Here is a 25,893-nt window from a genome sequence, read left to right as displayed (position 1 = left end):
TTCGGCGCCCTCTGCCCAAAATTCACGGGCCGGGCGGATTGCTCCGTCTCTCCATATCCATAATGTAACAATCGCACATTGGGACATTAGCTCCTGAGAATTCGGAGAGACCACATGAAGCTCGTCAAGAGCCTCCTTCTTGGAACCGCCGCAGGCCTCGTGGCCGCAGCTGGTGCCCAGGCCGCAGACCTTCCCTCGAAGAAGGCCGCTGCCGTCGAATACGTTCGCGTCTGCTCGACCTATGGCGAGGGCTTCTTCTACCTCCCGGGCACCGAGACCTGCCTGAAAATCGGCGGTCGCGTCCGCGCCGACTACCTGTATGGCGAGCCGCTCGACCGCGCCAACGACTCCATCGGCTTCCGCGCCCGCGGCCGCATCCAGCTCGATGCCCGCACTGCGACCGCCTACGGCCTCCTGCGTGCCGTGGTCCGCATGGAGATCACCCGCAGCTCGGGCACCCCGTTCAACGGTTCGAACGGAACCGTGGGCACGAGCCCGGATATCGCTCAGGCGTTCATCCAGTTCGGCGGCCTCACCGCCGGTCGCGTGACGACGTTCTTCGACAACGGCGATCTGCCCACCGAGCATTTCGGCACCCTGCGCTTCTCCGATGCGCCTGACGTGGACGTGCTGGCCTACACCTTCACGTTCGGGAATGGCTTCCAGGCCACCGTGTCGATCGAAGACGGCCTTGAGCGTCGCTCGAACGGCTTCCTCGACACTCCCGGTCCGCAGACCCTCGTCTATGCCGGCCAGCGCATGCCCGACGTCGTCGGCGCGCTGAAATACACCGGCACCTGGGGCACGGCGCAGCTTTCGGGCGCTCTGCATCAGGTCCGCGCCGCCAATGTGTTCGTCAACGGCCTCGGCTTCGCCAACATCCCGGATACGGATTACGGCTTTGCGATCCAGGGCAACGTCGGCGTGAACCTGCCCATGCTGGGTGAGGGCGATGCCGCCTGGATCAACGTCGCCTATGCGGACGGCGCGCTCAGCTACATCACCGGCGGCTCCACCGACTCGCTCAGCGCGGGCGTGCTGGCAGGCCTCCTGGTCGACGGCTACATCAACCCGACGACCGGCAATATCTCGACCGGCAAGGGCTGGTCGGTGGCCGGCGGTCTTCGCCACTACTGGATGCCCACCGTTCGCCAGTCGGTGTTCGGCTCCTATGCGCGCTTCGACTACGCGGCCAACGCCTCGCAGTTCGGCGTTCTCGACTTCAACGAGCTGCGGGTCGGCACCAACCTGATCTGGACGCCGGTCACCGGCCTCGATATCGGCGCGGAAGTCATCTACGCCCGCCTCGACCCGAAAGGCCGCGTCACCGTCCCGACCGGCCAGTCGCTCGGCTCCGACAATTCCTGGGAAGGCCGCCTGCGCCTGCAGCGCGACTTCTAAATCAGAGCTTCGCCCCGACAACGGCCCCGGTGGAAACACCGGGGCTTTTTTTGTTTTGCGAAGGGGAGTTACGTGAGCTTTCCGTGCAGCGTCTGCGACGATGGACGGCCTTGCGCCAGGCACGATCAGAGCCGGGCCAGTGGTGCGGACGGCGGGGGTCGAACCCGCACGGGCATGCCCGAGGGATTTTAAGTCCCTTGCGTCTACCAGTTTCGCCACGTCCGCGAGCGCTGCATGACGGTTATCGGTCGCGCGGGTGGAGCGCAAGTCGGGGGCGGGCGAGGGCGGCGAAAACCTGCTTGTCGGGATTGGCATGGCTGTGGTGAAGGCCGTCTGCCGTGGTGGGGAGTTGGCCCGCCTGGCATAGACGCGTCGGGGCACCGCACGGAAGGCACCCCTGGATTTCTAGACCACCCCTCGGACCCACTTAGACCACCCTCGGTCCCATGGAGGGCAGGGGGGATCTTGGCTGGACCGTGTCAGACCCGGTGCGGGTGCGGATTGCCGCCCCGGGGAATGGGCGCTCCTGACCGTCCAATGGCGCGGAGGCTGGACGGAGGCACCAGAGCTCGACCTTTCTAGAGCAGCCTGCGCCCGACAACGGTGCGGGCGTGGCCTCCTCAGGCCGACCCGTCGCCCTTGAACCCGTAAAGCCAATCGTACCGGTTCGTCATGCGCTCGGGACCGAGGCTGCGCATGACCTGGTTGCGGGCGAAGGCCACGAGGGTGGAGGCGTGGTAGATCTTGCCGTTGCGCCGGGCCTCGTCCTGGACGCGGCGGACCCGGCCTGTCCGGGTGCTCTCATAGGCCTGTAGCGCTCCGCCGACGGCTTTGCTTTCGGTGGGCAGAAGGCGCGCAAGGGCATCCGCGTCCTCGATTGCTAGCGCTGCCCCTTGTGCGAGAAAGGGCAGCACCGGATGGGCGGCGTCGCCCAGGAGCGCCACGCGCCCGCTCGCCATGCGGCCCACCGGCTTGTCGAAGAGCGACCATCGGAGCCATTCGGACGGCTGTCGGAGCAGGGCGCGCAGGAGCGGGGCGCCAGTCCGGTAGTGATGGAGCAATGCTGCTGGATCGCCGGGCGCGGCCCAGCCCTCCACCGGGGTGGGATTGGCTTCGATGGCCACCACATTGACCAGGGTCCCGCCGGCAATCGGGTAATGCACCACATGCCCGCCCGCGCCCAGCCAGAGGCCCGTGCGATTGCCGGCGAGTTCAGCAGGCGCGCTGCTGCGCGGCAGGGTTGCCCGCCAGGCGATCACCCCCCGATAGGTCGGCGGCGCGGAATCGCCCAAATGGGCGCGCAGCTTCGACCACACCCCATCGGCGCCGATGAGCATGTCGGCGGACAGGGTTTCGCGGGCGCCGCCTTCGGTGACCATCGTCAGCAACACCCCGTCGGCTCCGTCCGTCACATCCTCGACGCTGCGCCCCATGACCAGTCTGACGCTCGGTTGGGAGCGGACGGCATCGAGCAGGACACGCTGGAGATCAGCCCGGTGGACGACCCAATAGGGGGCCTCGTAGCGCTGCCGCATATGGGCGCCGAGCGCGACCGCGCCGATGGTGCGGCCAGAGGCGAGGGCCCTTATGGTTACGCCGTCGGGCGCGCTCACCACGCGCCGAAGGGCGTTGCCGAGGCCGAGATCGATCAGGATGCGGCTGGCATTGGGGGACAGCTGAAGGCCCGCCCCCACTTCGGCAAAGCCGGTGCGCCGCTCGATCAAGGTCACCGACAGGCCCCGGCGCGCGAGGGCAAGAGCCGCGGTCAGGCCGCCGATTCCGGCCCCGACGACGGCGACCGAAAGGGTGCTCACGTCAGGGAACAGGTTCCGCGTCTGGCACGACGTCCCAGACGCATTCTTCCGGCCGGGCGTGGCCCGATTTCAGCGCCGGGTCAAAGGCGTACAGCGTCGAGCAATAGGGACAGATGACCTCGTCGGCCGCGCCCATATCGATGAAGATATGCGGATGATCGAAGGGCGGCTTCGCGCCGATGCACATGAATTCCTTCGAGCCGACGTGGATGGTCGTCACGCCGGGCTCGTTGTGGAAATACGGAGTGCCTTTGTCAGCCATGGATTCTGCTCGCGTGGTCACGGAATTTGGCCGCACCATACTGGCCGTTGGAGGGATTGCACAGGGGGCAAAGCAGACAGGATGAGAGCCCGTTGCGCAAACCGGCACCGCGGGGATTGCGAGCCTCCGCCGGATGCCGCATCGTCGCTACCCCATGCCAGCCTTTCTGGCCTTACGCCTCCTTCCCGATCGATCGGTCCTCCATGCGGTTCTTCAATTCTGCCGGCGTCAACATCGCCTTCATCGACGTCATGCCCGACGAGGGTCATGCCGACCCCATCCTTCTCATTCACGGGTTTGCCTCCAATCACGCGGTCAACTGGGTCAACACGCAATGGGTGAAGACCCTCACCAAGGCCGGGTATCGGGTCATCGCACTCGACAACCGCGGCCACGGGCAGAGCGAAAAGCTTTATCGGCCAGAGGATTACGACTCGTTCCTCATGGCCGGTGACGCGCAGCGCCTGCTCGACCATCTCGACATCCCCCGCGCCGACGTCATGGGGTATTCCATGGGCGCACGGATCAGCGCCCACATGGCATTGGCCGCGCCGGAGCGGATGCGCTCCCTGCTGCTCGGCGGCCTTGGCGTGCACCTGGTCGAAGGCGTCGGCCTGCCACCAGGAATCGCGGACGCCATGGAGGCGCGCTCCCTCGACGATCTCACTGACCCGATGCAGCGCATGTTCCGGGCTTTCGCCGAACAGACCAGGAGTGATCTCAAGGCCCTGGCGGCCTGCATCCGCGGCACGCGGCAGACCCTGACCCGCGAGGATGTGGCATCCATCAAGCTGCCCACCCTGGTTTCCGTGGGCACGACAGATGCCATTGCAGGCTCCGCCCACGATCTCGCTCGCTTGATGCCGAACGCGCAGGCGCTCGACATCCCGGGGCGGGATCATAATCTCGCCGTGGGCGATCGGGTTCACAAGCAGGGCGTGCTGGCCTTTCTCGCCGCGCGTCCCTGAGGAAGCCTCGCGGTAACGAAGCGGGATCACGCGATCGTCATCGTTTTCCGGCCTCTACGCCGGCGCGTTCATGTTGAGAATCAGGATGAAGGCCAGCCGGGGATGTGTTGGAGTCGTCGTCTAGCCTGTTGATCTGACGCGGAAACCTGCCATTTACGTATCGGCAGGAGAATCGCATGACGCGTCTCGACAGTGTTATCCGCCGTCTCACCGCCCAGCGGGACTTGCTGGACTGGGCGACAGCTCAGCTCGCGCCGGAGGGTCTGGTGCTCGAAGTCGGGCTCGGCAACGGCCGAACCTATGACCATCTCCGCGACCGTCTTCCCGGTCGCGAGATCTACGTCTTCGAGCGCTCCCCTGCGGCCCATCCGGCGAGTACGCCGCCGGACGATTTTCTTCTGGTCGGCGATGTGTTCGATACCGTGCCGCGCTTTACCGAGCGATTCGGGCGCGGGTCCGCCGCCCTGATTCACGTGGATATCGGCACCGGCGACGAGGATCGCAACCGCGCTCTGGCCCTCGAACTCTCGCCGTTGCTGGAAGCGCTTCTGCAGCCCGGCGGGCTGCTGCTGGGCGATCGCGCCTTCGCCATGAACGGGTCAACCGATATCGGGGCTCAGACCGGCGTGGCCAAGGGGCGGTATTTCGTCTACCGGCGCAATGATGACATCACCAGCGGCTCCGCCGCTCGCCTCGCCGAAGTTCACGTCACTCCGTCAGGATGACGTTGCGAAAAAACCGGGCTCGTGAAGAAATCTGATCTAGGGTAGAGGCTCATCAGACCCTATCTATCCTCATTCGTCCGTTCCTGGCGTGACAGGGAGATCTGATCCATGACGCAGACGCGCCTCAAGCCGGTCACCCCGGACCCCACCGTTCACAGCCTCGATCCGGTCTGGAATCGCTTGCGCCAGGAAGCCGAGATCGTGGTCGTGCAGGAGCCCGCCCTGGCCCCCTTGGTGCTTGGCGCCATCCTCCACCAGACGAGCCTGGAGAATGCTGTCGCCCATCGGGTGGCCTCGCGCCTGGCGCACCCGGCACTCGGCGCCGACATCATCGAACAGACCTTTCATGAGGCGTTCGCGGACGATGCGAGCATCGGCGAATCGTTTCGCGCCGATATCGGGGCGGTGATCGATCGCGATCCAGCCACCACGCGGCTTCTCGAGCCGCTTCTCTACTTCAAGGGCTTCCACGCGATCCAGACCCACCGCCTCGCGCATTGGCTGTGGAACCGAAAGCGGCAGGATTTTGCGCTTTATCTGCAGAGCCGCTCGTCGGAAGTTTTCCAGACCGACATTCATCCGGCGGCCCGCGTCGGCCGCGGCATTTTCCTCGATCACGCCACCGGCCTGGTTGTGGGCTCCACCGCCGTGGTCGAGGACAACGTGTCGATGCTGCAGAACGTGACGCTCGGCGGCACCGGCAAGGAACGTGGCGACAGGCACCCGAAAATCCGCCACGGCGTGCTGATCGGCGCGGGGGCGAAGATTCTCGGCAATATCGAGGTCGGCCATTGCGCGCGGGTTGCCGCCGGATCGGTCGTGCTGCATCCGGTCCCGGCCAACGCGACGGTCGCGGGCGTTCCCGCCAAGGTGATCGGCAGCGCGGGCTGTCCCGAACCTGCGCGGTCGATGAACCACTTCCTGATGGAAGGGATCTGACCCGGCAGCGCGTCGAAAGGTTTGCTGGCGGGTTGCCCGCTCGGGCACGGCGTGGCAAGTGCAGCCCTCCAGACATTCACTGAAAGGATTCATCGTGGAAAAAACGGAGATGGCCAAGGTTGAGCGCTACCTGCGCCAGACTTTCGCAAACGGCTCGATCCGCGTTGTCGGCCGTCCGAAGAAAACCGACTCGGCCGAGGTCTATGTGGGCGAGGAATTTCTGGGCGTCCTGTTCGTCGATGACGAGGACGGTGATCGCTCGTTCAACTTCACGATGGCCATTCTCGACACCGACCTCGAGGACGATGCCTGATCGTGCGTCCTTTGCGTGCCAGCTGAGAGGTCCAGATGCCGGTCTATTCGCTCGACGACAGCATTCCTGAGCTCCCGCCCGAGGGCCGTTTCTGGATTGCGCCGGACGCGCATGTGGTGGGCAAGATCCGGCTCGGCGAGGATGTGGGAATCTGGTTCGGCGCGGCTTTGCGGGGCGACAATGAGTTGATCGCCATCGGGGCCGGCTCCAACATCCAGGAGGGCTGCGTCCTCCACACCGATCCCGGCGCGCCGCTCACCGTCGGCGAGGGCTGCACAATCGGCCACAGCGCCATTTTGCACGGCTGCACGATCGGCGACAATTCCCTGGTGGGCATGGGCGCGACCATCCTCAACCGGGCGAGAATCGGCGCGAACTGCCTTGTCGGGGCGGGCGCGCTGGTGACGGACGGGAAGGAATTTCCCGACAATTCGCTGATCGTCGGCGTGCCGGCCAAGGCGATCCGGGTTCTCGACGCGGACGCGATCGAGGGATTGCGGACCTCCGCGCGGCGCTATGTCGCCAACTGGAAGCGCTTCGCCCAAGGCATGAAACGCATCGACTGAGCCCGGGAAAGACGTCCGGCTGCGGGGTGATCCCCGCCGCTTAGCGATTGGCCGTCGTGGTCGGTGTGCTGATTGTGGGCGAGGTGATGCCTCCGAGCGACACCCAGGCTTCGGCCATCTGGCTCTCGCGCTTGACGAAGACGTAGCCGGTCTTCTCCCACGGCAGGATCGACGAGGTCTTGTTGTCGAGGACGTAGTCGCCCTGACTGGTGCGGATCATCAGCACCGCGTGACCCTCGCCCAATTCGTCGATGACGACGGTCATCCGCATCGCCCGGCGGGGCAATCCCGCATCGGCGAGCATGCGGCGCTTCAGCAACTGGTAATCCTCGCAATCGCCCTCGCCGTCATTGGGGAAGCCCCAATGGTCGACGACGCCCCAATGCTCGAGATCGGTCACCGGCTTGATGTTGGTGTTCACGCGCATGTTGACGGTGGTCAGCGTCTTCCAGACCGCAGGGGTGAGCTCGATGACCGTGGGTTCGGCCAGATTGACCGCACATTCGCCCGGGAAGGTTTCGCAGAACTTGACCCAGCCCTGAATCGGCTTGGCGGCGCCGATATCGCCGATGGGCTGCGTCGCAGACGGCAGGGAAGCAACCACCTGGGCCGAGGCGCTCTGCGATTGGGCGGCAAGACCAAGGCCAAACAGGGAAACGGCAAGGAAGGCGGCCTTCAGGCCGATCCTGGCGCGTTCGCCCCGGGTTGTGACGCTTCTGAGATTTTGCTGCCGCATGCCCCACCGTCTGGTTAATCTTCTTTTAACCAAACTGACACGGCTGTTTTAACGGCTCAAGGAGAAAGTAAAGGGTGGGTTAACGCGTCGCGGCCGGGAACGGTTCCATTAAGGTTAACGAAATATTTCCAGCTTTCCCGCGGGCCACTCGGCTTTGCCGGCGAACCATGCGAGCCTGACATGCGGGGGCAAGCATGACAATCACTCCGTTCGATTCGCGCGGCGATGGCGGGACGCTGGGTCATCGCGCGGATCTCTTTTCGCCACCCGTGTCTCCGGTCTTGCGACGCCGCGGGCATTGTCTCAAGAAGCAGTACCATGCCCCCTGATTCTCCTCGCCGTCCCGAACCGATCTTCAACCTGCCGACCGTCATCGCGCTCTCCGTGGCGGTGCTGGTGGGCATTCATGCGGTCCGGATGCTGCTGTCCGATGAGACCGATTTCAAGCTCATCATCGACTGGGCGGTCATCCCCGCCCGCTGGACCGTCACCTACGGCGGAGGGTCGCTGGACGAGGTTCTAGCCGCCCTGAAAGAGGTGGCGCCAGCCCAATCGTTCGAATCGCTCGCGGTGCTGGCCCAGTATGTTCTCGCGGACGGGGAGGGCCGACCGTGGACGGCGCTGACCTATGCGCTGCTGCATGGCTCGTGGGCCCACGTCCTCATCAACTCGGTGTGGCTGGCAGCCTTCGGCACGCCGATTGCTCGCCGCTGCGGCGGTGCCCGCCTCCTGGTCCTTGCCGGAGCGTCGGCGATCGGGGGCGCGTTGCTCTACGCGTCCGTGAATTCCCTGCAGGTGCTGCCGATGATCGGGGCGTCGGCGGCGGTGTCGGGCATGATGGCGGCGGCGTCCTGGTTCATGTTCGCGCCGCGGCACTGGCTGCCGGAAGGCCGCGTCAGCGAGGTCCATGAGCGCCACCGGGAAAGCCTTGCGGGCATCGTCCGCAACCGCCAGGTCCTCATGTTCCTCGGCGTGTGGTTTGCGGCCAATGCGGTGTTCGCCTTTGTCCAGCCCTTCGGGGCGACCGATGCCAGCATCGCATGGGAAGCCCATATCGGCGGGTTTCTGGTCGGATTGGTGCTTTTTCCCATCCTGGATCCTCTTCCCACCCGCCGGGATCGCATGTCGGCTTGAAAATGCGGCCAATTGGCTCGATCATCCCGAGCCGACGCCACAAGCGTTTTCCGCGCTGGTGACGGCGTCGGCCAACAGGGAGGCGCGCATGTCCGTCAATCGCATTCTGTCATCGAAGGGCCATGAGGTCGTGACCATCGCTCCGGATCGGTTGCTGGACGAGGCGGTCAGGATGCTCGCCGAGCGCCGGATCGGCGCCGTGCTCGTCCGCGACGGGGAACACCCTGTCTCCGGAATCATTTCCGAGCGCGATATCGTCCGGGCCGTCTCCACCCACGGAGCCGACGCGCTCCATATGCCGCTGTCGAGCTTCATGACCGCCAAGGTCGTCACCTGCACCAGCGCAAGCTCCGTCAATGACGTCATGGAAGCCATGACGAACGGCCGCTTCCGTCACGTCCCGGTGGTGGAAGAGGGCAGGCTGATCGGCATCATCTCGATTGGCGACGTGGTCAAACACCGCCTCGCCGAGATCGAAGCGGAGGCGCAGTCTATCCGCGACTACATCGCCACGGCCTGATCAGACCAGTTGCGAGTCGCGGATCAGGTCGAGGATTTCCGGGACCGCGCGTTCTGCGGCGAAGCGACCGAGCGCGATCGATTCCTCGGCGCGGTGGAACTCGAACAATCCCATCTTGGCGAGCTTGGGCGAGATCATGATGTCCGGCGGGTCGCCGGCCAGCCGTGAGCGGGCAATCCGGTCCTGCATGATGTTGAAGGCATCGACCATCACCGTGGCGAGACCGGGTGCATCCGCCTGCGGGCGCCGTGCCGGGCGGCCGGGCGAGAAGATCCCCCAGCGGCGCGGCTCGGACAGGGCGTCCTCGATGTCGATTTCGTCGGTCGCCTTCGCCTCGAAATTCTGGATGACGGTGCCGCGGATGCGGATTTCCCCGTTGAGATTGACGCAGATCACGAGGTCGGCCTCGAGCGCCCGGGCTGCCGTGATGGGAATCGGGTTGACGAGCGCTCCGTCCATCAGCCACCGCCCGTCGACCATCACCGGATCGAACACGCCGGGGAGGGCGTAGGAGGCCCGGATTGCCCGAACAAGCGGTCCCCGGGTCAGCCAGATTTCGTGGCCGGACATCAGCTCCGTCGAGATCGTGCAGAATTTCATTGGCAGCGACTCGATCATCCGATCCTCGAGATCGTGTTCGAGAAGGCGTTGCAGACGCCCGCCGGAGATCAGGCCAGCGCCGATGTGAAAATCGAGCAGACCCATGACCCGGCGCTTGGTGAGCGAGCGGGCGAAGGTTTCGAGTTCGTCGAGCTTTCCGGCAGCATAGCAGCCGCCCACAACGGCCCCGATGGAGCAGCCGGCGATCACGTCGGGGACGATTCCCGCCTCATGAAGCGCCCGGATGACGCCGATATGCGACCAGCCGCGGGCTGCACCGCCGCCGAGGGCAAGGCCAATCTTGAGCCTGGAGCGCTGCTCACGTTCAGGGACTGCATTCACGATCATCGGCTCTCCGCCCTCTCCGGACCCGGCATTTCGCCGGGCGACGCCGTCCCAGAACATGACCGGCCTCCATCACTGCGACCAGCATCGCAAAGATCGATGAAAATCGCATGAATAGGGGTGCGGGAAAACACGGGGTAACGCAACTTTGTTTCTACCGGTGAGACAGACGGGGCTCGCCGCCAATCGTTTCGATCCGGCGATAAAAACAGGAGTGCCGGCCGGTATGGCAGCAGCCGCCGTCGCCTGCGACCCGGACCTTGAGCCAGACCGCGTCCTGATCGCAATCGACACGCATCTCGACCACCGTCTGGATCTGCCCGCTCGTCGCGCCCTTGTGCCAGAGCTCCGCCCGCGAGCGGGACCAATACCAGCCCTCGCCGGTTGCGATGGTCCGGCCCAGGGCCTCGGCGTTCATGTGGGCGACCATCAGCACGTCGCCGGTCTCGGCATCGGTGGTGACGCAGGTCACCAATCCATCGGCGCCGAAGCGGGGCGTCAGCGCCTCGCCTTCTTCCAGATCCGTCTTGCTGCCAGGATTCGGGAAAAGCCGGGACTCAGGCATGGGGCACCTCTTGGATGACGCCGGGCGCGGCGACGGGATCTTGAACACCCGCCCCGACCATGGCGTCAAGGCGGCTCGCGTCGGCCGCCCCTCATGCTTATATGGGGCGGATCGATCCCCAGGCGCATGCCTGCCAGAGTCTGTCATGCTGAACGACATCTATAACCGCCGAATTCTGGAACTTGCCGCCGCCATCCCGCATATCGGCCGGCTCCCGGATGCCGATGCCAGCGCCACCGCACGCTCCCGCCTCTGCGGCTCGGTGGTGACGGTGGATCTGCGCCTCGAGGGAGACCGGGTGACCGGCTTTGCCCATGAGGTGAAGGCCTGCGCCCTCGGCCAGGCCTCGTCGGCCATTATGGGGCGGCACGTCCTCGACTCGACCGCCGACGAGTTGCGCGCCATTCGGGAAACGGCTCGGCGGATCCTCAAGGAGGACGGACAGGCGCCGGAGGGGAGGTGGGCCGATCTCGCGGCGCTGGAGCCCCTGCGGGACTACAAGGCCCGCCATGCCTCCATTCTCCTCACCTTCGACGCGGTGGTCGATTGCCTCGATCAGATCGCCCGGCGGGATCGCGCGGGCAACTGATGCCACATCCTGGCCAGAGCATCGCGCACCTCGCCATCCGCGGCTACCAGCTGACCTTGTCGGGGCTCATCGGCCGCCAGTGCCGGCACCTTCCGACCTGCTCGGACTACACGGACGAAGCGATCCAGCGGCACGGCTTCTGGGCCGGCGGCTGGATGGGGGCGGCCCGGATCTGCCGGTGCGGGCCGTTCGGGACGTCAGGCCTCGATCTGGTGAGTGAAACATTGCCCGAAACGGCAGCCTGGTATAAGCCGTGGGCCTATGGTCGCTGGCGTGGCGTCAATGCCCCCGCGATCATCTGCGAAGCAGTCGAACCTGACGGCGGCTGATTTCGCTTTCTCATCATCGATCCGTCGGCCCGCTTACCTGCTTTGTTGGCAGGAGTGAGCAAGGAGACCCGTTGCCATGATTACCCTCACATTCCCCGACGGCGCCGCCCGCGAATTTGCTCCCGGCATTACCGGCCGCGCCATCGCCGAAGGCATCGCCAAGTCGCTGGCCAAGCGCACGGTGGCGATGGCGCTCGACGGCACCGTCGTCGACCTCGCCGATCCGATCCATCGGGACGCGAAAATCGAGTTCCTGACCCGGGACGATCCGCGCGCGCTCGAACTCATCCGCCACGACGCCGCTCACGTGCTGGCCGAGGCGGTCCAGGCGCTGTTCCCGGGAACGCAGGTCACTATCGGCCCCGTGATCGAGAACGGGTTCTACTACGATTTCGCCCGGCCCGAGCCGTTCAGTCCCGAGGATTTCGTCGCCATCGAAGCCAAGATGCGCGAGGTCATCGCCAAGGATCGCCCCTTCACCAAGGACGTGTGGACCCGCGAGAAGGCCAAGCAGGTGTTTGCCGACAAGGGCGAGGCCTACAAGCTGGAACTGATCGACGCGATCCCCGAGGGCCAGAACCTCAACATCTACGCGCAGGGCGAGTGGTTCGATCTCTGTCGCGGCCCCCACATGACCTCGACCGGCAAGATCGGCAGCGCCTTCAAGCTGTTGAAGGTCGCCGGCGCCTATTGGCGCGGGGATTCCAACAACCCGATGCTGACCCGCATCTACGGCACGGCCTTCGCCTCGCAGGAGGATCTCGACGCCTATCTGCTGCAGCTGGAGGAAGCCGAAAAGCGCGACCATCGTCGCCTCGGCCGTGAGATGGACCTGTTCCATTTCCAGGAGGAAGGGCCGGGCGTCGTGTTCTGGCACCCCAAGGGCTGGACCCTGTTCCAGGCGCTGATCTCCTACATGCGCCGCCGTCTCAAGGGCGATTACCAGGAGGTCAACGCTCCCCAGATCCTCGACAAGGCCCTGTGGGAGACCTCGGGCCATTGGGGCTGGTACCGGGAGAACATGTTCGTCACGAAGACGGAGGATGACCGCGTCTTCGCCATCAAGCCAATGAACTGCCCGGGGCACGTGCAGATCTTCAAGCACGGGCTGAAATCCTACCGCGATTTGCCGCTGCGCATGGCCGAATTCGGCGCCGTCTCCCGCTACGAGCCCTCAGGCGCGCTGCACGGCCTGATGCGCGTGCGCGCCTTTACGCAGGACGATGCGCATGTGTTCTGCACCGAGGATCAACTGGCCGAGGAATGCCTCAAGATCAACGATCTGATCCTGTCGACCTATGCGGATTTCGGCTTCGACAATATCGTGGTGAAACTCTCCACACGCCCCGACAAGCGCGTCGGCAGCGACGATCTGTGGGATCACGCCGAGGCGGTGATGACCCGTGTGTTGCAGCAGATCGAGGATCAGTCCGGCGGACGGATCAAGACGGCGATCAATCCCGGCGAGGGCGCCTTCTACGGCCCGAAATTCGAATACGTCCTGCGCGACGCCATCGGGCGCGACTGGCAATGCGGAACGACCCAGGTCGATTTCAACCTGCCGGAGCGCTTTGGCGCGTTCTTCGTCGACAATGACGGCCAGAAGAAAACCCCCGTCATGGTCCACCGGGCGATCTGTGGCTCGATGGAGCGCTTCGCCGGCATCCTGATCGAGCATTTCGCCGGGCATTTCCCGCTCTGGCTGGCGCCCGTCCAGGCGGTGGTGGCCACGATCACGGCGGAAGGCGATTCTTATGCGAACGAGGTCGTGAAGGCCCTCGACAAGGCCGGCCTGCGGGTCAACGCGGATCTGCGCAACGAGAAGATCACCTACAAGGTGCGCGAACATTCGCTCGCCAAGGTGCCGGTGCTTCTCGTGGTGGGCAAGAAGGAAGCGGCCGAGAGGACCGTCTCGATCCGCCGCCTCGGCAGCCCGAACCAGACCACGATGACCCTCGACGAGGCCATCAGGACGCTGGTCGACGAGGCGGTGACGCCGGATCTCAAACGGATGGCCGCGGAGGTCGCCGAGCCCGAGCAGGATCTCACCCTCGACGGCCACCACGTGGTGGCCGGAACGCTCGTCTGAGGCCACACCAAATCCCTGCCGGTGGCTTCACCGGTGGGGACGCCCCGCGTCGTCGGGACTGCCAGTCAGTCTTCAAGGCGTCGCGATGATCTCGATGTCGCGGTCCAGCCCGCTCTCGACCTTGAATTCGCGGGTGCGGACCTTGCCCTCGTGCCGGGCAATCAGCACGTAGTCGCCTTCGGCCAATGTGACCGAAGGGAAGGCGCCAATCGCCTCGCGGATCACGTCGCCGCCGGGGGTCAGCACACTGAAGGCGGTGCCCGCGAAGGCCTCGCCGCCCGCAGCACCCACGAGCTTCAGCGTCACGGTCGCGGCCCGATGGTTGAGGGTCGCCTCGGTCACCTTGCCGGACTCGACCTTGAGGTCGGAGCGCATGATGGCGTTGGCATCTCCATAGGTCGACACCACGTGGTAGGTGCCCTCGGGCAGGCGGATGAGATCGTTGGCCTTGCCGTTGGCAAGCACGAGCCTGCCTTCTGAATTCTGGGCGAGCGGCACATAGACCGAGAAGGACAGGCGCTGTCCCGGGATCGGGGTGTCGCCGACCGCCCCTTTCAGCCGGAGGGCCCCGGCGCTGATGGTCAGGCGCTCGGACAGGCTGCCGGATTGGACGCTGATCCGTTTCGACGCCCCCGCAAAGCCGTAGCCGACGTGGATGATGTAATTGCCGGGTGCGAGGGTGAAGCTGGGCGTTGGGCTGGACGAGCGCGTGACGATGGTCGGCTGGATCGTGTCCCCGCGATCCTCATAGACCCGCCAGACGAGGCCCGACTTGATCGGCTGTCCGCTTTCGGCGAAAGCCGCATTGGCGTTGACCTGCACCTGACCGACCGGAATGGGCGGCGAGTTCTGCATCAGCGACGGCACAGCGGGCGCCTGTTGGGCAAAGGCGCTTCCGGATCCGAGCAGGCAGGCGACAATCAGGGCGGCAGAGCGGGTTTTCACAAATCGGACTTCAGGTTTGGGGCCGTCAACGGACCCGCGGGATTTCGGCGGTCTTGATGGGCGGGAGCTCGCTGGCCACCAGTTCGGAGGCCGCAGCCATCAGATTATCAAAAGAAATGGGGCGGAATTCGAATGCGACCCGATGTTTGCCGGCGGGCACTTCGACGCCCCGGAACAGCAGGTTGGCCTTCAGCAGCGGCTGACGCACTCCGTCCACGGTCACTTCCCAGCCTGGATAATAGATGTCGTGCAGGACCAGAACGCCGGCCGTCTCGCTGTTCACCTCGATCGCGACGGCGTTGCGTTGATAGCTGGTGATGCGCGCTTCACCGGCAAGACCCGAGGGCACCGCTGATGGCGTTGTGGGAGCGGCGGAATATTGCGCCTTGAGGAGCTTGACGCTGCGATCGTCGATCAGCGCCTCGGTTTCCCGATTGAATTCGGGCAACTCCTCCTGATCGAGCACGGCTTCGGAATCCACCGGCGTCACATGGTGGGCGAGATAGGTGCGCGGGCTCGAGGTGTTGAGGCGATAGACCCACATCTTGCCGGTGCCATAGACGACCTCGGCCCCCGTCAGCCGGGGAAAGTGACGGGGCATCCGCTCGATGGGGCGGTCCAGAACGAGGTATTCGAGGCCGAGAAGCCCCGCCAGCCGGCATTTGTAGCCGCGAAAGGTCGCCGGGAAGGTGCGCAGGTTAGGATCCTCGGCATTCTCGCCTGGGCCGATCGCGCGCTCGTAATCCGCCAGCCGCAAAGGGTTGTAGCCGATGATGTCCTCCAGCTGCAGCACCATCGAGGCGTTCTGCCAGGGGCCGCCGAGGCCGAGGATCTCGACCCGCGGATGGTCGCCTTCCGCGTTCCGCTCCGCGAGTTCCCGTTTGAGGATCTGCAGGCCCTGCAATTGTTCGGGTGGGAGCTGTTGGAACACCGCATAGCGCTCGGCCGGTTCCGCATTGAGGGCGGAGGCCGCGTGCCGTCCGATCAGCTCGCCGCCGGTCAGGGCAATCACCATCGCGGCAGCGGCCAGGCGCAGGCGCGGGGTGTTGCTGAACCGGCTGAGCGCCAGCATCGCGAAAGTTGCGGCCAGCAGGCCGAAGCCGATTTCGCGCATCGATGCGGCGCCTTGGCCGGCTCTCAGGGCAAAGACCATGGCGCTGGCAATGGCCGCGATCACAAGCCCGATGGAGAGCATGGGTAGGGCGACCCGGAATTTGCCGAGAGCGGCCGCATTCCAGCGTGGCAGGCCGTCGGTGACGTAGCGGTGCACCAGATAGCCGACCGCGAAGGCCAGAATGATGTTGATGAGGAAGGTCGCGTCGGCCGGACGGCGATAGAGATCGACGCCTGGGAGGTGATCGAACACCAGTTCGAATCCGGGCGTGTAGCGGCCCAGCGCGTAGAGAATGGCGATGATCCCGACCACCAGGAAGAACCGGAACTCCCGCGCGAAGAGGCGTCCGCCGGCCACCCCGTGCCAGAGCAGCAGCAGGGCCGGGATCGTCCCGATGAAGAGATAGTTGGTGGCGCGGTCGGTCCAGGTCCCCTCGGCCAGGGAATGCCAGTCCGGTCCCCAGTAATCATAGGTCCAGCGCAGGGAGCCGAACACATTGCCGAACAGGATGGTGGCAAGGCTCTCCGGCGGCAGGGACCCCATCGCGGCGACGCCGTAGCCGAAGGACGGACGGGTCGAGGTGGCGAGGAACTGCATGGTGAGGACCACGGGCACCGCCAGCAGTGCGCCGCCGATGAAGGCCATCATGACCAGAAGCGGACCGCGGGAGCGCAGGTAGGCGAGCGGCCTGGGGGCGGTCCAGATGCGGTGGCCGGCCACCGCGATCAGGGTCAAGGCGCACAGGAATGCCACCTGATCCCGCCCGATCACCATCACGGCCGCGATGAGCGCAAACAGAGCGCCGATGCGGAACGAGCGGCGGTCGAGCGCCTCCTCGAGCAGCAGCAGCGCGAGGGGAAAATAGCCGTAGCTGAGGATGATGCCCGTATGCTGCAGGCGCGCCGTGGCCGAGCCGCCGAGGATGAAGACGATCGCCGCCAACACGGCTCCGGCCGGATGCCAGCCGCGCCGCTTGAACAATGGCACGAAGGCCAGGGCGCCGGGCAGGAAATGGGCGAACACCACCGCATCGAACAATTGCATCGAGGGCTCAGGGATGAGCCAGCCGAACAACAGCATGGTGGGGGTGAAGAGCAGCGATTGCGGATCGGCCGCCGAGGGGTGGCCGCCGAAATGGTAGGGATTCCAGAGGGGAAGTTCGCCATGGGCCAACGCGGCGCCGAGATAACGCAGGGTCGGATAGAACTGGTTCTTGGAATCCCACGGGACGACGGTGCCGGTGAGCGGCCAGACCAGGGCTGCGACGGCCCAGACGGCGAGAATGGCCGAAAGCGCGATCAGGGTGTGACGTGTCGACCAGATGCGGGATTGCGAAATCCCGTCGGATGCCTGTGAAACCATACGCATTGACTGTCCAGAAGCAGCATGTCGCCAAAAATTGTCATCGGAGCAGGCGAGAAAGTTCCCGGGCCGCGCGGCGCTGCCGTCGTGGCAGGTGCTGCTTGCCCAGGCCGAAACCTGCTTGGCGTGTTGCTACACTCCCCCTATACATCCCTTGCCGTCGAGACGCGGCAACGGCTCCCCCAACGGGATCCCAACGCTCCTGAACCGGATTAACGGCGAGACAAAGGCAGGCTGGCACTGCCCTGATCTCTTGGCGTTTTTGGGTACCCGAGATCATTGTTTCACATTATCGCCGACGGATGAAGCTACCATGAATGATAGTATGGCAACCCTTCGGAAGCGCCGTTCGGTGGCGGCCCGCTGGCTCGGCGAGCCGGGTCCTGACAAGGACGCCGTCGAATCGCTGCTGACGGTGGCCGCACGCGTTCCGGACCACGGTCGTCTGGTGCCCTGGCGGTTCATCGTGATCGCCGGCGAGGCGCGCCATCGGGTCGGCGATCAACTCGCCGCAGCCTTCCTGGCCGACAACCCGCAGGCCGAGCCCGACAAGGTGGAAACCGAGCGGAAGCGGTTCGCGCAGGCTCCGCTGGTGATCGCGGTGGTATCGAGCCCCAAGAACAGCCCCAAGATACCCGAATGGGAGCAGATCCTGTCGGCGGGCGCGGTCTGCATGAACCTGCTCAACGCCGCCACCGCCATGGGTTTTGGCGCGATCTGGCTCAGCGGATGGGCAGCCTTCGACCGGCGCGTCCTCGACGGCCTCGGCCTTCAGCCGCAGGAACGCATCGCTGGCTACATCCATATCGGCACCCCGCTCGAGACGCCGACGGACCGTCCCCGGCCGGATCTCGCCGAAATCGTCACTTACCTCTAGGCGCGCCCATGTTCTACGAGACCGCCACCAATGCCCACGGCCTGCCGCACGATCCCTTCAAGGCCATCGTGACGCCGCGACCGATCGGCTGGATCACGGCCATGAGCGCCGAGGGCGCGATCAATCTCTCGCCCTATTCGTTCTTCAATGCCGTATCGGAAAGGCCCCCGATGGTGGCGTTCTCGTCCAACGGTCGCAAGGATGCGGTGACGTTCATCGAGGAAACGGGCGAATTCGTCTGCAATCTTGCCACCTACGATCTGCGCGACGCCATGAACCTCACCTCCGCCACCCTGCCGCGTGGTGAGAGCGAGATGATCCACGCCGGTCTGGCATCCACGCCCTCGCGCATGGTCAAACCTCCGCGTGTGGCCGATGCGCTGGCGGCGCTCGAATGCAAATGGCTCCGGACGATCCCGCTGGTTCCCCTCGATGGGGGTGAACCGAGCAATTATCTGGTGATCGGCCAGGTGGTGGGCATCTTCATCGATGATCGCTTCATCGTCGATGGTCTCGTGGACACTGCGGCCATGCAGCCGATCGCCCGGTCGGGCTACCGGGATTACTTCGTCGCGACGGAAGCGACCAAGTTTTCGATCACCCGGCCGGGAGGGTGAGGGCAGGAGGCGCGCTTATCGCGCCACCCGCCGCAGCAGCCGCTCGGCCCGCAGCAGGTGCGGCCTGTCGAGCATCTCGCCTCCGACGCCGACGACGCCCGCGCCAGGCTGCGCGTTGAACGCGTCGATGACGGATTGGGCATGGGCCAGCGCTTCCTCGGTCGGGGCGAACGCCTCGTTGATGATCGGAATCTGCGCCGGATGGATGGCCATCTTCGCCACGAACCCATCGCGGCGGGCATCGCGGCATTCGGCGCTGAGGCCCTCGAGGTCGCGAAAGCGCGTATAGACCGCATCGATCGCATCGACCGCCGCCGCAGCCGCCCCCATCAGCGCGAATGCGCGCGCGAGGCGATAGGGATCCGTGTAGGACCCGTCCGCATGTCGGTTCGTTTCCGCGCCGAGATCGGCGGACAGATCCTCCCCGCCCCATGTCAGACCCGCCAGGCGATGGCTGGCACCCGCAAAGGTGCCGAGCGCGAAGACACCGGCCGCGTTCTCGGTCGCGATGGCAAGGATCCGCGTGGCGCCATCGGGCAGGCCGAACTCCGCCTCGCGCACGGCGAGCTTTGCCCCCAGATGCGCGGCATCGGCCCCGCCCACCGCTTTGGGCAGCACAATGCCGTCGGGACCGGCTTTCATCACCGCATCGAGGTCTGCCTCGATCAATCCCGTGGTGAGACCGTTCACGCGGACATAGAGGCGCGGCCGGTCGGCAACGCCCGCCATTTCGTCGAGGAAGGACGCGGCGACGTCGCGGGCTGTCTCCTTGGAGTCGAGCGCGACGGAATCCTCAAGGTCGATGATCAGCGCATCAGCGCCCGCGTTCAGGGCCTTGTCGAGTTTTGTCCGGCTGTCGCCCGGGACGAACAGAAGAGAGCGCATCAGGCTCTCCCCGCATCAGGCGCTGGCCGCTTGCGCATGAAAGCCTGCCGGCGGCACTGGGCGACCAATGTTCCGTCCTGCTTGTAGGCGCGATGGATGAAATCGACGATCCCGGCATCCGGCCGCGATTTCGACTCGCGCTTGGCCGCGACGTCCGTCGTGGCGTTGATCGTGTCGCCTTCAAACAAGGGATTGGGGAACGTCACGTCGGTCATGCCGAGATTGGCGATGGTCGTTCCCACCGTCGTGTCGTTGACGGAGATTCCGATCATCAACCCGAGGGTGAAGAGCGAGTTCATCAGCGGCCGTCCCCACTCCGTCTCCGTGGCGCAGAAATGCGCGTCAATGTGGAGCGGTTGCGGGTTCAGCGTCATGTTGGAGAACAGCATGTTGTCCATCTGCGTCACCGTGCGCGTCAGCCGGTGCGAGATGGTCGAGCCGATCACGAAATCCTCGAAATACAAGCCCCCGCGGGGGTGGCGTTGCGCATCGTCCATTGTCGTTTCCTTGCCGTCTCAGTGTCCGAACTGTTCGCGCAGGATGCGTTCGTCCAGCCCGTGCCCAGGGTCGTGCAGCAGTACCAGATCGATGCTGCGGTCCATGGAGACATGGACGCTGGCCACGTCGCGAAATTCCGTGTGATCCGCCACCGCGCTGACCGGCCGCTCCTCGGGCTCAAGCACGTCGATCTGGATGCGGGCGTAATCGGGCAGCAATGCGCCGCGCCAGTGCCGCGGGCGGAACGCCGAGATTGGCGTCAGCGCCAGAAGCGGCGCGTTCAGGGGAAGGATCGGGCCGTTGACGGAGAGATTGTAGGCGGTCGAGCCGGCGGGCGTCGCCACGAGAATCCCGTCGGCGCTGAGCTCTGTCAGGCGGACCTGGGAATCGACGCTGATGCGCAGCTTGGCGGCCTGATAGGTCTGGCGCAGCATCGACACTTCGTTGATGGCCCGGGCGGTGTGGGATTGCCCTGCAACGTCCTGGGCGACCATCAACAGTGGATGGACAATGCTGCGCAGCGAGGCCTCGAGCCGTTCGAACAGGGCATCCTCGCGAAACTCGTTCATGAGGAAGCCGACCGTGCCCTTGTTCATGCCGTAGATCGGTGTGCCGCTGCCCATGAACCGATGCAACGTGCGCAGCATCAATCCGTCGCCGCCGAGCGCCACCACCACGTCGGCATCATCGGGCGGAACGTTGGGGTAGAGCGCTTCCAGGCTTCGCAGGGCCGCCTGCGCTTCCTGCGCAGGGCTGGCCACGAACGCTACGTGTTTGAATCGACGCGCCATGCCGAGAATTCCTCACTCGCGGATCGTGCGAACCGGCACGATGTCCAAGTGGCATAGCATGAAGTGGACCGGGTGCGTCTATACGGCCGTTGCGGGCGAACCGTGCGGTTCGCCCGTCTTGGGGCTGTCCTTAGAGGGCAGAGCTCCACTGCACCGGCACGAACGCATACCCGTTGCCATCCTTGGCGATGAAGCCAGTCGCGGGGAAGGGCGCATGGTAGAAGGCCACCTGGGCCCGCTCGGTGGCCGCCATGTCCAGCATCCGGCGACGCGTCGCGCGGGCCTGGTCGGCATCCATGTCGAAGATGGCGGACCAATCCGGGTTGCGCACGAACAGGGCCGGATGGTTGGTGAGGTCGGACATGACCATCAGCTTGCCGTTGCCGGACGCCAGGACGAAAGCGGTGTGTCCGGGCGTGTGTCCCGGGGCCGCCACGGTCGTCAGTCCGGGCACGATCTCCTTGCCGGCCTCATAGCGCTTCACGTCCTTGGCGATGGGCGCGAAAACCCGGCGCACGCCCTGGAAGGCGCCTTTCATGCCGTCCGGTGCCTGCGCCATCTTGGCGTCGTCCATCCAGAAATCCCATTCGGTCGCCGGCACCATCACTTCCGCCTTGGGGAACACGGCCGTTCCGTCTTTCAGCCGAAAGCCGTTGATGTGGTCGCCGTGAAAATGGCTGAAGACCACGGTGTCGACCTGGGCCGGATCGAACCCGGCGGCCTTGAAATTCGCCATCCAGGTGCCGGAGGTAGGCGCGCCTGAATCACCGTTCCCCGTATCGATCACGGTCACGCGGCCGTTCTGGCGCAGCACCAGGGTCGTAAAGGTGATCGACAGCGCATCCGCAGGCAGGAACGCCTCTTTCATCGCCTGCTGAACCTGCGGCAGTTCCGCGTTCTTGATGAATCCCTCGAGGGGCCGCTTGGCGAACCCGTCATTGATCGCCGTGACCTCGATGTCGCCGACCTTGTAGCGGTAGAAGCCCGGAGCCTGCGCAACCGACGGATTTCCGGCGGATGCAGCAGGAGCTGCCGGAGTTTGCGCGTGCGCGGCGCTGGCAAAATGGGTCGCTGCCAGCGCAGAGCTGGCCATGATGGCGCGGCGGGTCAAGGTCATATGGTTATCTCCCGTCAATGACGGAGTGAACGCTAGTGGGGGATGCGCTTGAAACAAGAGCGTGGCCTTTCACGAAACGGCGAGCGGATCCCCGTTGCCGGCCGCGCCGGCCAGGTGATGGAGCGCGATGCCGCTCGTCGTCGCCACGTTGAGGGAGTCGAATCCGCCGCGCATGGGGATGGAAATCGTGCGGCTGCGGGACAGGATCGCGTCCGGCAATCCCGGCCCCTCGGCTCCCAGCAGAAGGGCCGTTTTTTCGCCCCGACGCAGGGACGATAACGGCTCCCGGCCTGAAGGCGACAAGGACAGGATCTCGAAGCCTGCGGACGTCAAATGGTCCGCCATCTGCGTTGCCGAAGGGCTGCGCGCGAAGGGCACGACGAGCACGCCGCCCACCGATACCCGGATCGCCTTGCGATAGAGCGGGTCGCAGGAGGTCGGGTCGAGCAGCACCGCGTCCGCGCCGAAGGCCGCAGCATTGCGGAAGATGCCGCCCACATTGTCATGGTTGGCGATGCCGATCAGGCCGACGACCAGCGCCTGCGCCGGAAGTGTCGCGAGAAGGGCGGCTGGCGAGGGCAGGACAGGGCGCGCAGCGACCGCCAGGATTCCCCGATGCATCGGGAATCCCACGATGGCGTCCATGACGGCGCGGCCCGCGATATAGACGGCGCACTCGACCGGCAGCGTGTCGACGACATCGCGGAGCGCGTCGATGCGGTTTTCCGAGAGGAGAACGGATTCGATCGAAAGGGTAGGTTGGCGTGCCGCCACGCGCAGCACCACCTCGCCCTCGATGACGAAGCGCTGATGGCGTCCCACGAGGTCTCTCTCGCGGATCGCCCGGTAGGCTTCGATCCGCGGATCGTCGGGATCGGTAATGAGGAAGGACATGGATCGCTCCGCCCGGTCGGGATGCGAAACCTATGACGACGGGGAAGCGCGCGCACAATAGGCCGGGTCGCGGTCAAAAAAAACCCGCCGGGCTGACCACGGCGGGGGAGGTTGGTTATCGGGTGACCCGTGATCCTAGTACCAGGGACCCCAGGCGCCCCAATAGTTCCATTGGGTATCCTGCATCATCGTGGCTGTCATCAGCTTCTGGTCGGCGAGGCGCTGGTCGAAGGCCATCTGCTGATAGGCCTGGAAGGCCGAGGCGGTGCCGAAATAGAGGCATTTGCAGATGGTCGGGTCCGCATACAGATAGACGACCTGTCCACCCTGGTTCTTCATCTGGAACTTGTGCGGCGGCAAGGCCGTCAAGGCTGCGATCTTGTCCGGCGTGTCGGCGACCTTCACCTGAAAGCCTGCGGCAATCAGCATGTTCTCTTTTTGCTCGACCGTGCTCACGCAGGCCGAAGCCAGCAACGCCACCGTCACGACGACGGCGGTCGACAGGAATTTCGTCATATTCATAGCCCTCCCATGGATCTTGAGGGACATTCGCGCGCTGTTTCCTCAAGGTCAAGTTTGCCCTTCAAACGAGGTGAATGGCGATGATTCTGCTGGCAGGGGTGGCAGAATCCCCGGGGACGTCCGTGGGCATGACATCAGGCGTAACCGGTCATCAAAAATAATTAGAAAGGAAAATTGGAACCAAGCGCAGTATTCAGGCTTGGTTCACTCCGTGGAAGGCAGTATCGAAGCCGACCTAGAGGAGTTAACATGTTTAAACGTTTGATATTGGCTGCAGCACTTGTTGTGGGCGGCCTTGGTCTTCAGGCCTCTGCGGCGTCAGCGGCACCTGCTCGTTCAGCGGTCGAGCTCGCCGAAGGGGTCAAATCGTCCGTCCAATACGCGCAATATTATCATGGCCCGCGCCGCCGCTACGCAGCGCCTCGCCATTATGGGCCGCAGCGCTATTACGGCCGGGGCCATTATCGCGGCCGCTATGCTGCACCGCGCCGGTACTATCCGGGCCGTCCTGCCTACGCCCGGCCAGTCTATCCCCGCCGCGTCTATTATCGCTAAACGCCTCTGATCCGACGCCGCGCTCTTCGCCAGAGCGCGGCGTTTTCGTGTTCAGCCACGACATCGGCTCGCGAAACCTGGTTGGCGTTCAGGGTTTGATCGCCTAGAACCGGCTCCCCGGAGCAAATCGCGTGTCGCAGGAAATCTACCGAATTGAAACAGTTGCGCCCGAGGCCGACGGGGGCGGCATCATCCGGCGCAGGATGGTGCGAGCCGAGTCCTTTGACGCGGCCAAGGCGGTTGCGCAGCGCATCTTCACGCTCGCGCGCAGGCCCCATGCGGCAGGTCCGACCGTCGCCATGGTGCGGGTGAGCAACGGCGCCGGCTATGAGCTTTTTTCCATCTCCATCGACGACTGACTGACATTCCTAGATCCGGCGGTCCGCCACCACGAGAGGAATGGCCGGTTTTGGCGCGTCGGCGCGCACCGGACTGGTCCCGGCGTCGGGCGATGAAGGCGGGGAGAGGGTGGTTGGCACGTTGGTGTTGGCAGGCGACAACCGCTTCTCGAGGGCACCGATCTGGCGGGTCAGGGCGTCGATGCTGGCTTTCAGTGCGAGGACATCGGCAGCGTCCGGAATCGTGGACGTGGTCGTCGTGACCGAGGAAGCTGCTCCGAGGACGGGTTCCTGCCGGGACAAGTCCGGGTCCGCCCGCTGGTGCGATGGCCCATCCCCCGAGCGGAAGAGCCCCCGGATCGCGCGCCAGGCCAGCCACAGCACGCAGGCCGCCACGAACATCATCGCGGCCACCGGGGCAAGATCGGACATCAGTTCCGTCATGGACATCTCCTGTACGGCAATGGGCTATCCACCGAGTGTGGTGACTTTACGGTAAGGTGCGATCCACGCGTTGGGCATCGCCGCTAAGCCGCAATTGCAGCCGCGCGGACCGGTCAGATGGCGTATCATCCCGCTCGCCTGATCATGGCAGCCGGCCGAGGCGTGCTCATCGCGCCCCGATGCACCGAGGGACGCGTCATGGATATCGAACGGGACGTGGCACGACACTACACCCATGGGTCGCTCGAGGGCGCCATTCTCGGCGCGCTGGCGTCCACCGGCAAGGATGTCGACCACCTCGACACCGCCGATTTGTCGGCAGCAGACGAATTCCACCTCGGCTGGCTCGCGCAGACGGTGGAGTTGGCAAAGCAACTCGACCTGTCGCCAGGCATGACGGTTCTCGACATCGGCGCCGGGATCGGCGGGCCGGCGCGCTATTTCGCGAAGGCACATGGTTGCCGCGTGACCGGCATCGACCTCACGGACGAGTTCGTCCAGGTCGCCGAGAGCCTGACACGGCGCTGCGGCCTGGCCGATCAGGTCAACTTCCAGACCGGCAGCGGGTTGGCGCTGCCTTACGACAGCGAGACCTTCGATGTGGCAACGCTGATTCATGTGGGCATGAACATTGCCGACAAGGCGACGCTCTTTGGCGAAGCGCGACGAGTGCTCAAATGGGGTGGGCGGTTCGGTGTCTACGACATCATGCGCGCAAGTCCCGACCCGCTGCCTTATCCGATGCCCTGGGCCCACACGGCCGAGACAAGCTTTGTCGAGACGCCCGAGACCTACAGGCAGCTTCTGACCGCAGCAGGATTCGAGATCGCCAAGGAGCGCGACCGCAGTGCCTTCGCGCTTCAGCTCGGGCGCGAGATGCGGGAGAACGCGGAGCGCAACGGTGTTCCGCCGCTCGGTCTTCACACCCTCATGGGTCCGGCTACCAAGGAGCGGCTCGCCAACGTCATGGATGCCCTCCAGCGCGGGCTGATCGCACCCGTGGAGATCATCGCGGTGAAGATGAAGTAGCCGGGACTGT

At 65.1% G+C, this 25,893-nt stretch carries 30 protein-coding genes and 1 tRNA gene; 16 read left to right on the top strand and 15 right to left on the bottom strand.

Translation table 11 applies throughout. The features are described 5' to 3' along the window. Positions 1–114: 114 nt before the first annotated feature. Positions 115–1,401, top strand: coding sequence for a porin (locus tag J4G32_RS03615; protein ID WP_210484550.1), 1,287 nt, complete (start codon positions 115–117; stop codon positions 1,399–1,401). A 140-nt stretch (positions 1,402–1,541) separates the two neighbouring features. On the opposite strand, the gene J4G32_RS03610 is transcribed toward J4G32_RS03615, so the two are convergent. The 3 genes from J4G32_RS03610 to J4G32_RS03600 all read right to left on the bottom strand — a co-directional run bounded on the left by J4G32_RS03610 (position 1,542) and on the right by J4G32_RS03600 (position 3,477). After that, positions 1,542–1,626 (bottom strand) — tRNA-Leu (locus J4G32_RS03610). A 395-nt stretch (positions 1,627–2,021) separates the two neighbouring features. Then, positions 2,022–3,215, bottom strand: a complete 1,194-nt coding sequence (locus J4G32_RS03605; RefSeq protein WP_210484548.1) for an FAD-dependent oxidoreductase — start codon at positions 3,213–3,215, stop codon at positions 2,022–2,024. Position 3,216: 1 nt separating this feature from the next. Then, on the bottom strand, positions 3,217–3,477 hold the full coding sequence (locus tag J4G32_RS03600; protein WP_210484546.1) for a zinc-finger domain-containing protein: 261 nt from the start codon (positions 3,475–3,477) through the stop codon (positions 3,217–3,219). Between the two features lie 203 nt (positions 3,478–3,680). Here J4G32_RS03600 and J4G32_RS03595 point away from each other — a divergent pair, with 203 nt between their 5' ends. The 5 genes from J4G32_RS03595 (at position 3,681) to J4G32_RS03575 (ending at position 6,988) form a co-directional block, all read left to right on the top strand. Continuing rightward, positions 3,681–4,445: an alpha/beta fold hydrolase gene (locus J4G32_RS03595; protein ID WP_210484544.1), complete on the top strand. Its 765-nt coding sequence runs from the start codon at positions 3,681–3,683 to the stop codon at positions 4,443–4,445. A gap of 176 nt (positions 4,446–4,621) precedes the next feature. After that, a complete protein-coding gene (locus J4G32_RS03590; protein ID WP_210484542.1) occupies positions 4,622–5,170 on the top strand; it encodes a class I SAM-dependent methyltransferase in 549 nt (182 codons plus the stop codon). 108 nt (positions 5,171–5,278) lie between these two features. Further along, on the top strand, positions 5,279–6,109 hold the full coding sequence (gene cysE / locus J4G32_RS03585; protein WP_210484540.1) for a serine O-acetyltransferase: 831 nt from the start codon (positions 5,279–5,281) through the stop codon (positions 6,107–6,109). Positions 6,110–6,218: 109 nt separating this feature from the next. After that, positions 6,219–6,422: a DUF3126 family protein gene (locus tag J4G32_RS03580; protein WP_246504849.1), complete on the top strand. Its 204-nt coding sequence runs from the start codon at positions 6,219–6,221 to the stop codon at positions 6,420–6,422. Positions 6,423–6,457: 35 nt separating this feature from the next. Then, a complete protein-coding gene (locus tag J4G32_RS03575) occupies positions 6,458–6,988 on the top strand; it encodes a gamma carbonic anhydrase family protein (protein WP_210484536.1) in 531 nt (176 codons plus the stop codon). A gap of 40 nt (positions 6,989–7,028) precedes the next feature. On the opposite strand, the gene J4G32_RS03570 is transcribed toward J4G32_RS03575, so the two are convergent. Beyond that, positions 7,029–7,724: a transglutaminase-like cysteine peptidase gene (locus J4G32_RS03570; protein ID WP_210484534.1), complete on the bottom strand. Its 696-nt coding sequence runs from the start codon at positions 7,722–7,724 to the stop codon at positions 7,029–7,031. Positions 7,725–8,042: 318 nt separating this feature from the next. Between J4G32_RS03570 and J4G32_RS03565 the strand changes: the two genes are divergently transcribed. Next, positions 8,043–8,858 (top strand): rhomboid family intramembrane serine protease, encoded by an 816-nt coding sequence (locus J4G32_RS03565; protein ID WP_210484533.1) that lies wholly within the window; start codon positions 8,043–8,045, stop codon positions 8,856–8,858. 88 nt (positions 8,859–8,946) lie between these two features. Further along, entirely contained in the window at positions 8,947–9,378 is a 432-nt protein-coding gene (locus J4G32_RS03560) for a CBS domain-containing protein (protein ID WP_210484531.1), read from the top strand. On the opposite strand, the gene J4G32_RS03555 is transcribed toward J4G32_RS03560, so the two are convergent. Further along, positions 9,379–10,383, bottom strand: a complete 1,005-nt coding sequence (locus tag J4G32_RS03555) for a patatin-like phospholipase family protein (protein ID WP_210484529.1) — start codon at positions 10,381–10,383, stop codon at positions 9,379–9,381. 94 nt (positions 10,384–10,477) lie between these two features. Continuing rightward, a complete protein-coding gene (hisI, locus tag J4G32_RS03550; protein ID WP_210484527.1) occupies positions 10,478–10,888 on the bottom strand; it encodes a phosphoribosyl-AMP cyclohydrolase in 411 nt (136 codons plus the stop codon). A gap of 145 nt (positions 10,889–11,033) precedes the next feature. Between hisI and J4G32_RS03545 the strand changes: the two genes are divergently transcribed. From J4G32_RS03545 to thrS, 3 genes are all read left to right on the top strand, one after another. Further along, positions 11,034–11,477 carry an iron-sulfur cluster assembly scaffold protein gene (locus J4G32_RS03545; RefSeq protein ID WP_210484525.1) on the top strand — a complete coding sequence of 148 codons (444 nt, stop codon included), beginning with the start codon at positions 11,034–11,036 and terminating at the stop codon, positions 11,475–11,477. After that, the gene (yidD, locus tag J4G32_RS03540; RefSeq protein ID WP_210484523.1) at positions 11,477–11,806 is read left to right on the top strand and encodes a membrane protein insertion efficiency factor YidD; all 330 of its coding nucleotides are present in this window, start codon (positions 11,477–11,479) and stop codon (positions 11,804–11,806) included. The genes J4G32_RS03545 and yidD overlap by 1 nt, the downstream gene beginning before the upstream one ends. 76 nt (positions 11,807–11,882) lie before the next feature. Next, a complete protein-coding gene (gene thrS / locus J4G32_RS03535) occupies positions 11,883–13,895 on the top strand; it encodes a threonine--tRNA ligase (protein WP_210484521.1) in 2,013 nt (670 codons plus the stop codon). A 72-nt stretch (positions 13,896–13,967) separates the two neighbouring features. Here the strand turns inward: thrS and J4G32_RS03530 are convergent, their stop codons facing one another. Both J4G32_RS03530 and J4G32_RS03525 read right to left on the bottom strand, forming a co-directional pair. After that, entirely contained in the window at positions 13,968–14,750 is a 783-nt protein-coding gene (locus J4G32_RS03530) for a hypothetical protein (RefSeq protein WP_246504847.1), read from the bottom strand. A 115-nt stretch (positions 14,751–14,865) separates the two neighbouring features. Further along, complete coding sequence (locus J4G32_RS03525; protein WP_246504748.1) at positions 14,866–17,322, bottom strand: YfhO family protein; 2,457 nt, start codon at positions 17,320–17,322, stop codon at positions 14,866–14,868. 307 nt (positions 17,323–17,629) lie between these two features. Between J4G32_RS03525 and J4G32_RS03520 the strand changes: the two genes are divergently transcribed. Together J4G32_RS03520 and J4G32_RS03515 are read left to right on the top strand one after the other, a co-directional pair. Beyond that, a complete protein-coding gene (locus tag J4G32_RS03520; protein ID WP_210484517.1) occupies positions 17,630–18,193 on the top strand; it encodes a nitroreductase family protein in 564 nt (187 codons plus the stop codon). Positions 18,194–18,201: 8 nt separating this feature from the next. Beyond that, complete coding sequence (locus J4G32_RS03515; protein ID WP_210484515.1) at positions 18,202–18,810, top strand: flavin reductase family protein; 609 nt, start codon at positions 18,202–18,204, stop codon at positions 18,808–18,810. A 15-nt stretch (positions 18,811–18,825) separates the two neighbouring features. Here J4G32_RS03515 and J4G32_RS03510 read toward each other — a convergent pair whose 3' ends face one another. The 6 genes from J4G32_RS03510 to J4G32_RS03485 form a co-directional block, all read right to left on the bottom strand. Next, positions 18,826–19,695: an HpcH/HpaI aldolase/citrate lyase family protein gene (locus tag J4G32_RS03510; RefSeq protein WP_210484513.1), complete on the bottom strand. Its 870-nt coding sequence runs from the start codon at positions 19,693–19,695 to the stop codon at positions 18,826–18,828. Beyond that, positions 19,695–20,192, bottom strand: a complete 498-nt coding sequence (locus tag J4G32_RS03505; protein WP_210484511.1) for a MaoC family dehydratase — start codon at positions 20,190–20,192, stop codon at positions 19,695–19,697. Before J4G32_RS03505 ends, J4G32_RS03510 begins: the two co-directional genes overlap by 1 nt. Positions 20,193–20,210: 18 nt before the next feature. Then, on the bottom strand, positions 20,211–20,984 hold the full coding sequence (locus tag J4G32_RS03500; protein ID WP_210484509.1) for an NAD kinase: 774 nt from the start codon (positions 20,982–20,984) through the stop codon (positions 20,211–20,213). Between the two features lie 130 nt (positions 20,985–21,114). Then, a complete protein-coding gene (locus J4G32_RS03495; protein ID WP_210484507.1) occupies positions 21,115–22,101 on the bottom strand; it encodes an MBL fold metallo-hydrolase in 987 nt (328 codons plus the stop codon). Between the two features lie 69 nt (positions 22,102–22,170). Then, positions 22,171–22,995 (bottom strand): TrmH family RNA methyltransferase, encoded by an 825-nt coding sequence (locus J4G32_RS03490; protein WP_210484505.1) that lies wholly within the window; start codon positions 22,993–22,995, stop codon positions 22,171–22,173. A 135-nt stretch (positions 22,996–23,130) separates the two neighbouring features. After that, positions 23,131–23,511 carry a hypothetical protein gene (locus J4G32_RS03485; RefSeq protein ID WP_246504747.1) on the bottom strand — a complete coding sequence of 127 codons (381 nt, stop codon included), beginning with the start codon at positions 23,509–23,511 and terminating at the stop codon, positions 23,131–23,133. Between the two features lie 255 nt (positions 23,512–23,766). On the opposite strand from J4G32_RS03485, the gene J4G32_RS03480 reads away from it, so the two are divergent. Both J4G32_RS03480 and J4G32_RS03475 read left to right on the top strand, forming a co-directional pair. After that, on the top strand, positions 23,767–24,072 hold the full coding sequence (locus tag J4G32_RS03480; RefSeq protein ID WP_210484503.1) for a hypothetical protein: 306 nt from the start codon (positions 23,767–23,769) through the stop codon (positions 24,070–24,072). 131 nt (positions 24,073–24,203) lie between these two features. Further along, positions 24,204–24,431 (top strand): hypothetical protein, encoded by a 228-nt coding sequence (locus tag J4G32_RS03475; RefSeq protein WP_210484501.1) that lies wholly within the window; start codon positions 24,204–24,206, stop codon positions 24,429–24,431. Positions 24,432–24,440: 9 nt separating this feature from the next. Here the strand turns inward: J4G32_RS03475 and J4G32_RS03470 are convergent, their stop codons facing one another. Beyond that, complete coding sequence (locus J4G32_RS03470; protein ID WP_210484499.1) at positions 24,441–24,854, bottom strand: hypothetical protein; 414 nt, start codon at positions 24,852–24,854, stop codon at positions 24,441–24,443. A 117-nt stretch (positions 24,855–24,971) separates the two neighbouring features. On the opposite strand from J4G32_RS03470, the gene J4G32_RS03465 reads away from it, so the two are divergent. Continuing rightward, positions 24,972–25,883, top strand: coding sequence for a class I SAM-dependent methyltransferase (locus J4G32_RS03465; protein ID WP_246504746.1), 912 nt, complete (start codon positions 24,972–24,974; stop codon positions 25,881–25,883). Positions 25,884–25,893 lie beyond the last annotated feature (10 nt).

The sequence above is a fragment of the Microvirga antarctica genome, from assembly GCF_017921815.1.
Classification (GTDB): domain Bacteria; phylum Pseudomonadota; class Alphaproteobacteria; order Rhizobiales; family Beijerinckiaceae; genus Microvirga; species Microvirga antarctica.
The sequence above is the reverse complement of the archived record's forward strand: the minus strand, read 5'-3'. Positions and strand labels throughout refer to the sequence as shown.

What these genes read in the sequence shown, in the direction of transcription:
- J4G32_RS03490 (WP_210484505.1), bottom strand. Translation starts at nt 22,995, where the DNA reads ATGTCCTTCCTCATTACCGATCCCGACGATCCGCGGATCGAAGCCTAC.
- J4G32_RS03565 (WP_210484533.1), top strand. Translation starts at nt 8,043, where the DNA reads ATGCCCCCTGATTCTCCTCGCCGTCCCGAACCGATCTTCAACCTGCCG.
- J4G32_RS03570 (WP_210484534.1), bottom strand. Translation starts at nt 7,724, where the DNA reads ATGCGGCAGCAAAATCTCAGAAGCGTCACAACCCGGGGCGAACGCGCC.
- J4G32_RS03465 (WP_246504746.1), top strand. Translation starts at nt 24,972, where the DNA reads ATGGCGTATCATCCCGCTCGCCTGATCATGGCAGCCGGCCGAGGCGTG.
- J4G32_RS03530 (WP_246504847.1), bottom strand. Translation starts at nt 14,750, where the DNA reads ATGCAGAACTCGCCGCCCATTCCGGTCGGTCAGGTGCAGGTCAACGCC.
- J4G32_RS03505 (WP_210484511.1), bottom strand. Translation starts at nt 20,192, where the DNA reads ATGGACGATGCGCAACGCCACCCCCGCGGGGGCTTGTATTTCGAGGAT.
- J4G32_RS03555 (WP_210484529.1), bottom strand. Translation starts at nt 10,383, where the DNA reads ATGTTCTGGGACGGCGTCGCCCGGCGAAATGCCGGGTCCGGAGAGGGC.
- J4G32_RS03615 (WP_210484550.1), top strand. Translation starts at nt 115, where the DNA reads ATGAAGCTCGTCAAGAGCCTCCTTCTTGGAACCGCCGCAGGCCTCGTG.
- J4G32_RS03590 (WP_210484542.1), top strand. Translation starts at nt 4,622, where the DNA reads ATGACGCGTCTCGACAGTGTTATCCGCCGTCTCACCGCCCAGCGGGAC.
- J4G32_RS03485 (WP_246504747.1), bottom strand. Translation starts at nt 23,511, where the DNA reads ATGACGAAATTCCTGTCGACCGCCGTCGTCGTGACGGTGGCGTTGCTG.
- J4G32_RS03480 (WP_210484503.1), top strand. Translation starts at nt 23,767, where the DNA reads ATGTTTAAACGTTTGATATTGGCTGCAGCACTTGTTGTGGGCGGCCTT.
- J4G32_RS03470 (WP_210484499.1), bottom strand. Translation starts at nt 24,854, where the DNA reads ATGACGGAACTGATGTCCGATCTTGCCCCGGTGGCCGCGATGATGTTC.
- J4G32_RS03595 (WP_210484544.1), top strand. Translation starts at nt 3,681, where the DNA reads ATGCGGTTCTTCAATTCTGCCGGCGTCAACATCGCCTTCATCGACGTC.
- thrS (WP_210484521.1), top strand. Translation starts at nt 11,883, where the DNA reads ATGATTACCCTCACATTCCCCGACGGCGCCGCCCGCGAATTTGCTCCC.
- hisI (WP_210484527.1), bottom strand. Translation starts at nt 10,888, where the DNA reads ATGCCTGAGTCCCGGCTTTTCCCGAATCCTGGCAGCAAGACGGATCTG.
- yidD (WP_210484523.1), top strand. Translation starts at nt 11,477, where the DNA reads ATGCCACATCCTGGCCAGAGCATCGCGCACCTCGCCATCCGCGGCTAC.
- J4G32_RS03600 (WP_210484546.1), bottom strand. Translation starts at nt 3,477, where the DNA reads ATGGCTGACAAAGGCACTCCGTATTTCCACAACGAGCCCGGCGTGACG.
- cysE (WP_210484540.1), top strand. Translation starts at nt 5,279, where the DNA reads ATGACGCAGACGCGCCTCAAGCCGGTCACCCCGGACCCCACCGTTCAC.
- J4G32_RS03495 (WP_210484507.1), bottom strand. Translation starts at nt 22,101, where the DNA reads ATGACCTTGACCCGCCGCGCCATCATGGCCAGCTCTGCGCTGGCAGCG.
- J4G32_RS03545 (WP_210484525.1), top strand. Translation starts at nt 11,034, where the DNA reads ATGCTGAACGACATCTATAACCGCCGAATTCTGGAACTTGCCGCCGCC.
- J4G32_RS03575 (WP_210484536.1), top strand. Translation starts at nt 6,458, where the DNA reads ATGCCGGTCTATTCGCTCGACGACAGCATTCCTGAGCTCCCGCCCGAG.
- J4G32_RS03515 (WP_210484515.1), top strand. Translation starts at nt 18,202, where the DNA reads ATGTTCTACGAGACCGCCACCAATGCCCACGGCCTGCCGCACGATCCC.
- J4G32_RS03580 (WP_246504849.1), top strand. Translation starts at nt 6,219, where the DNA reads ATGGCCAAGGTTGAGCGCTACCTGCGCCAGACTTTCGCAAACGGCTCG.
- J4G32_RS03510 (WP_210484513.1), bottom strand. Translation starts at nt 19,695, where the DNA reads ATGCGCTCTCTTCTGTTCGTCCCGGGCGACAGCCGGACAAAACTCGAC.
- J4G32_RS03520 (WP_210484517.1), top strand. Translation starts at nt 17,630, where the DNA reads ATGAATGATAGTATGGCAACCCTTCGGAAGCGCCGTTCGGTGGCGGCC.
- J4G32_RS03500 (WP_210484509.1), bottom strand. Translation starts at nt 20,984, where the DNA reads ATGGCGCGTCGATTCAAACACGTAGCGTTCGTGGCCAGCCCTGCGCAG.
- J4G32_RS03560 (WP_210484531.1), top strand. Translation starts at nt 8,947, where the DNA reads ATGTCCGTCAATCGCATTCTGTCATCGAAGGGCCATGAGGTCGTGACC.
- J4G32_RS03525 (WP_246504748.1), bottom strand. Translation starts at nt 17,322, where the DNA reads ATGCGTATGGTTTCACAGGCATCCGACGGGATTTCGCAATCCCGCATC.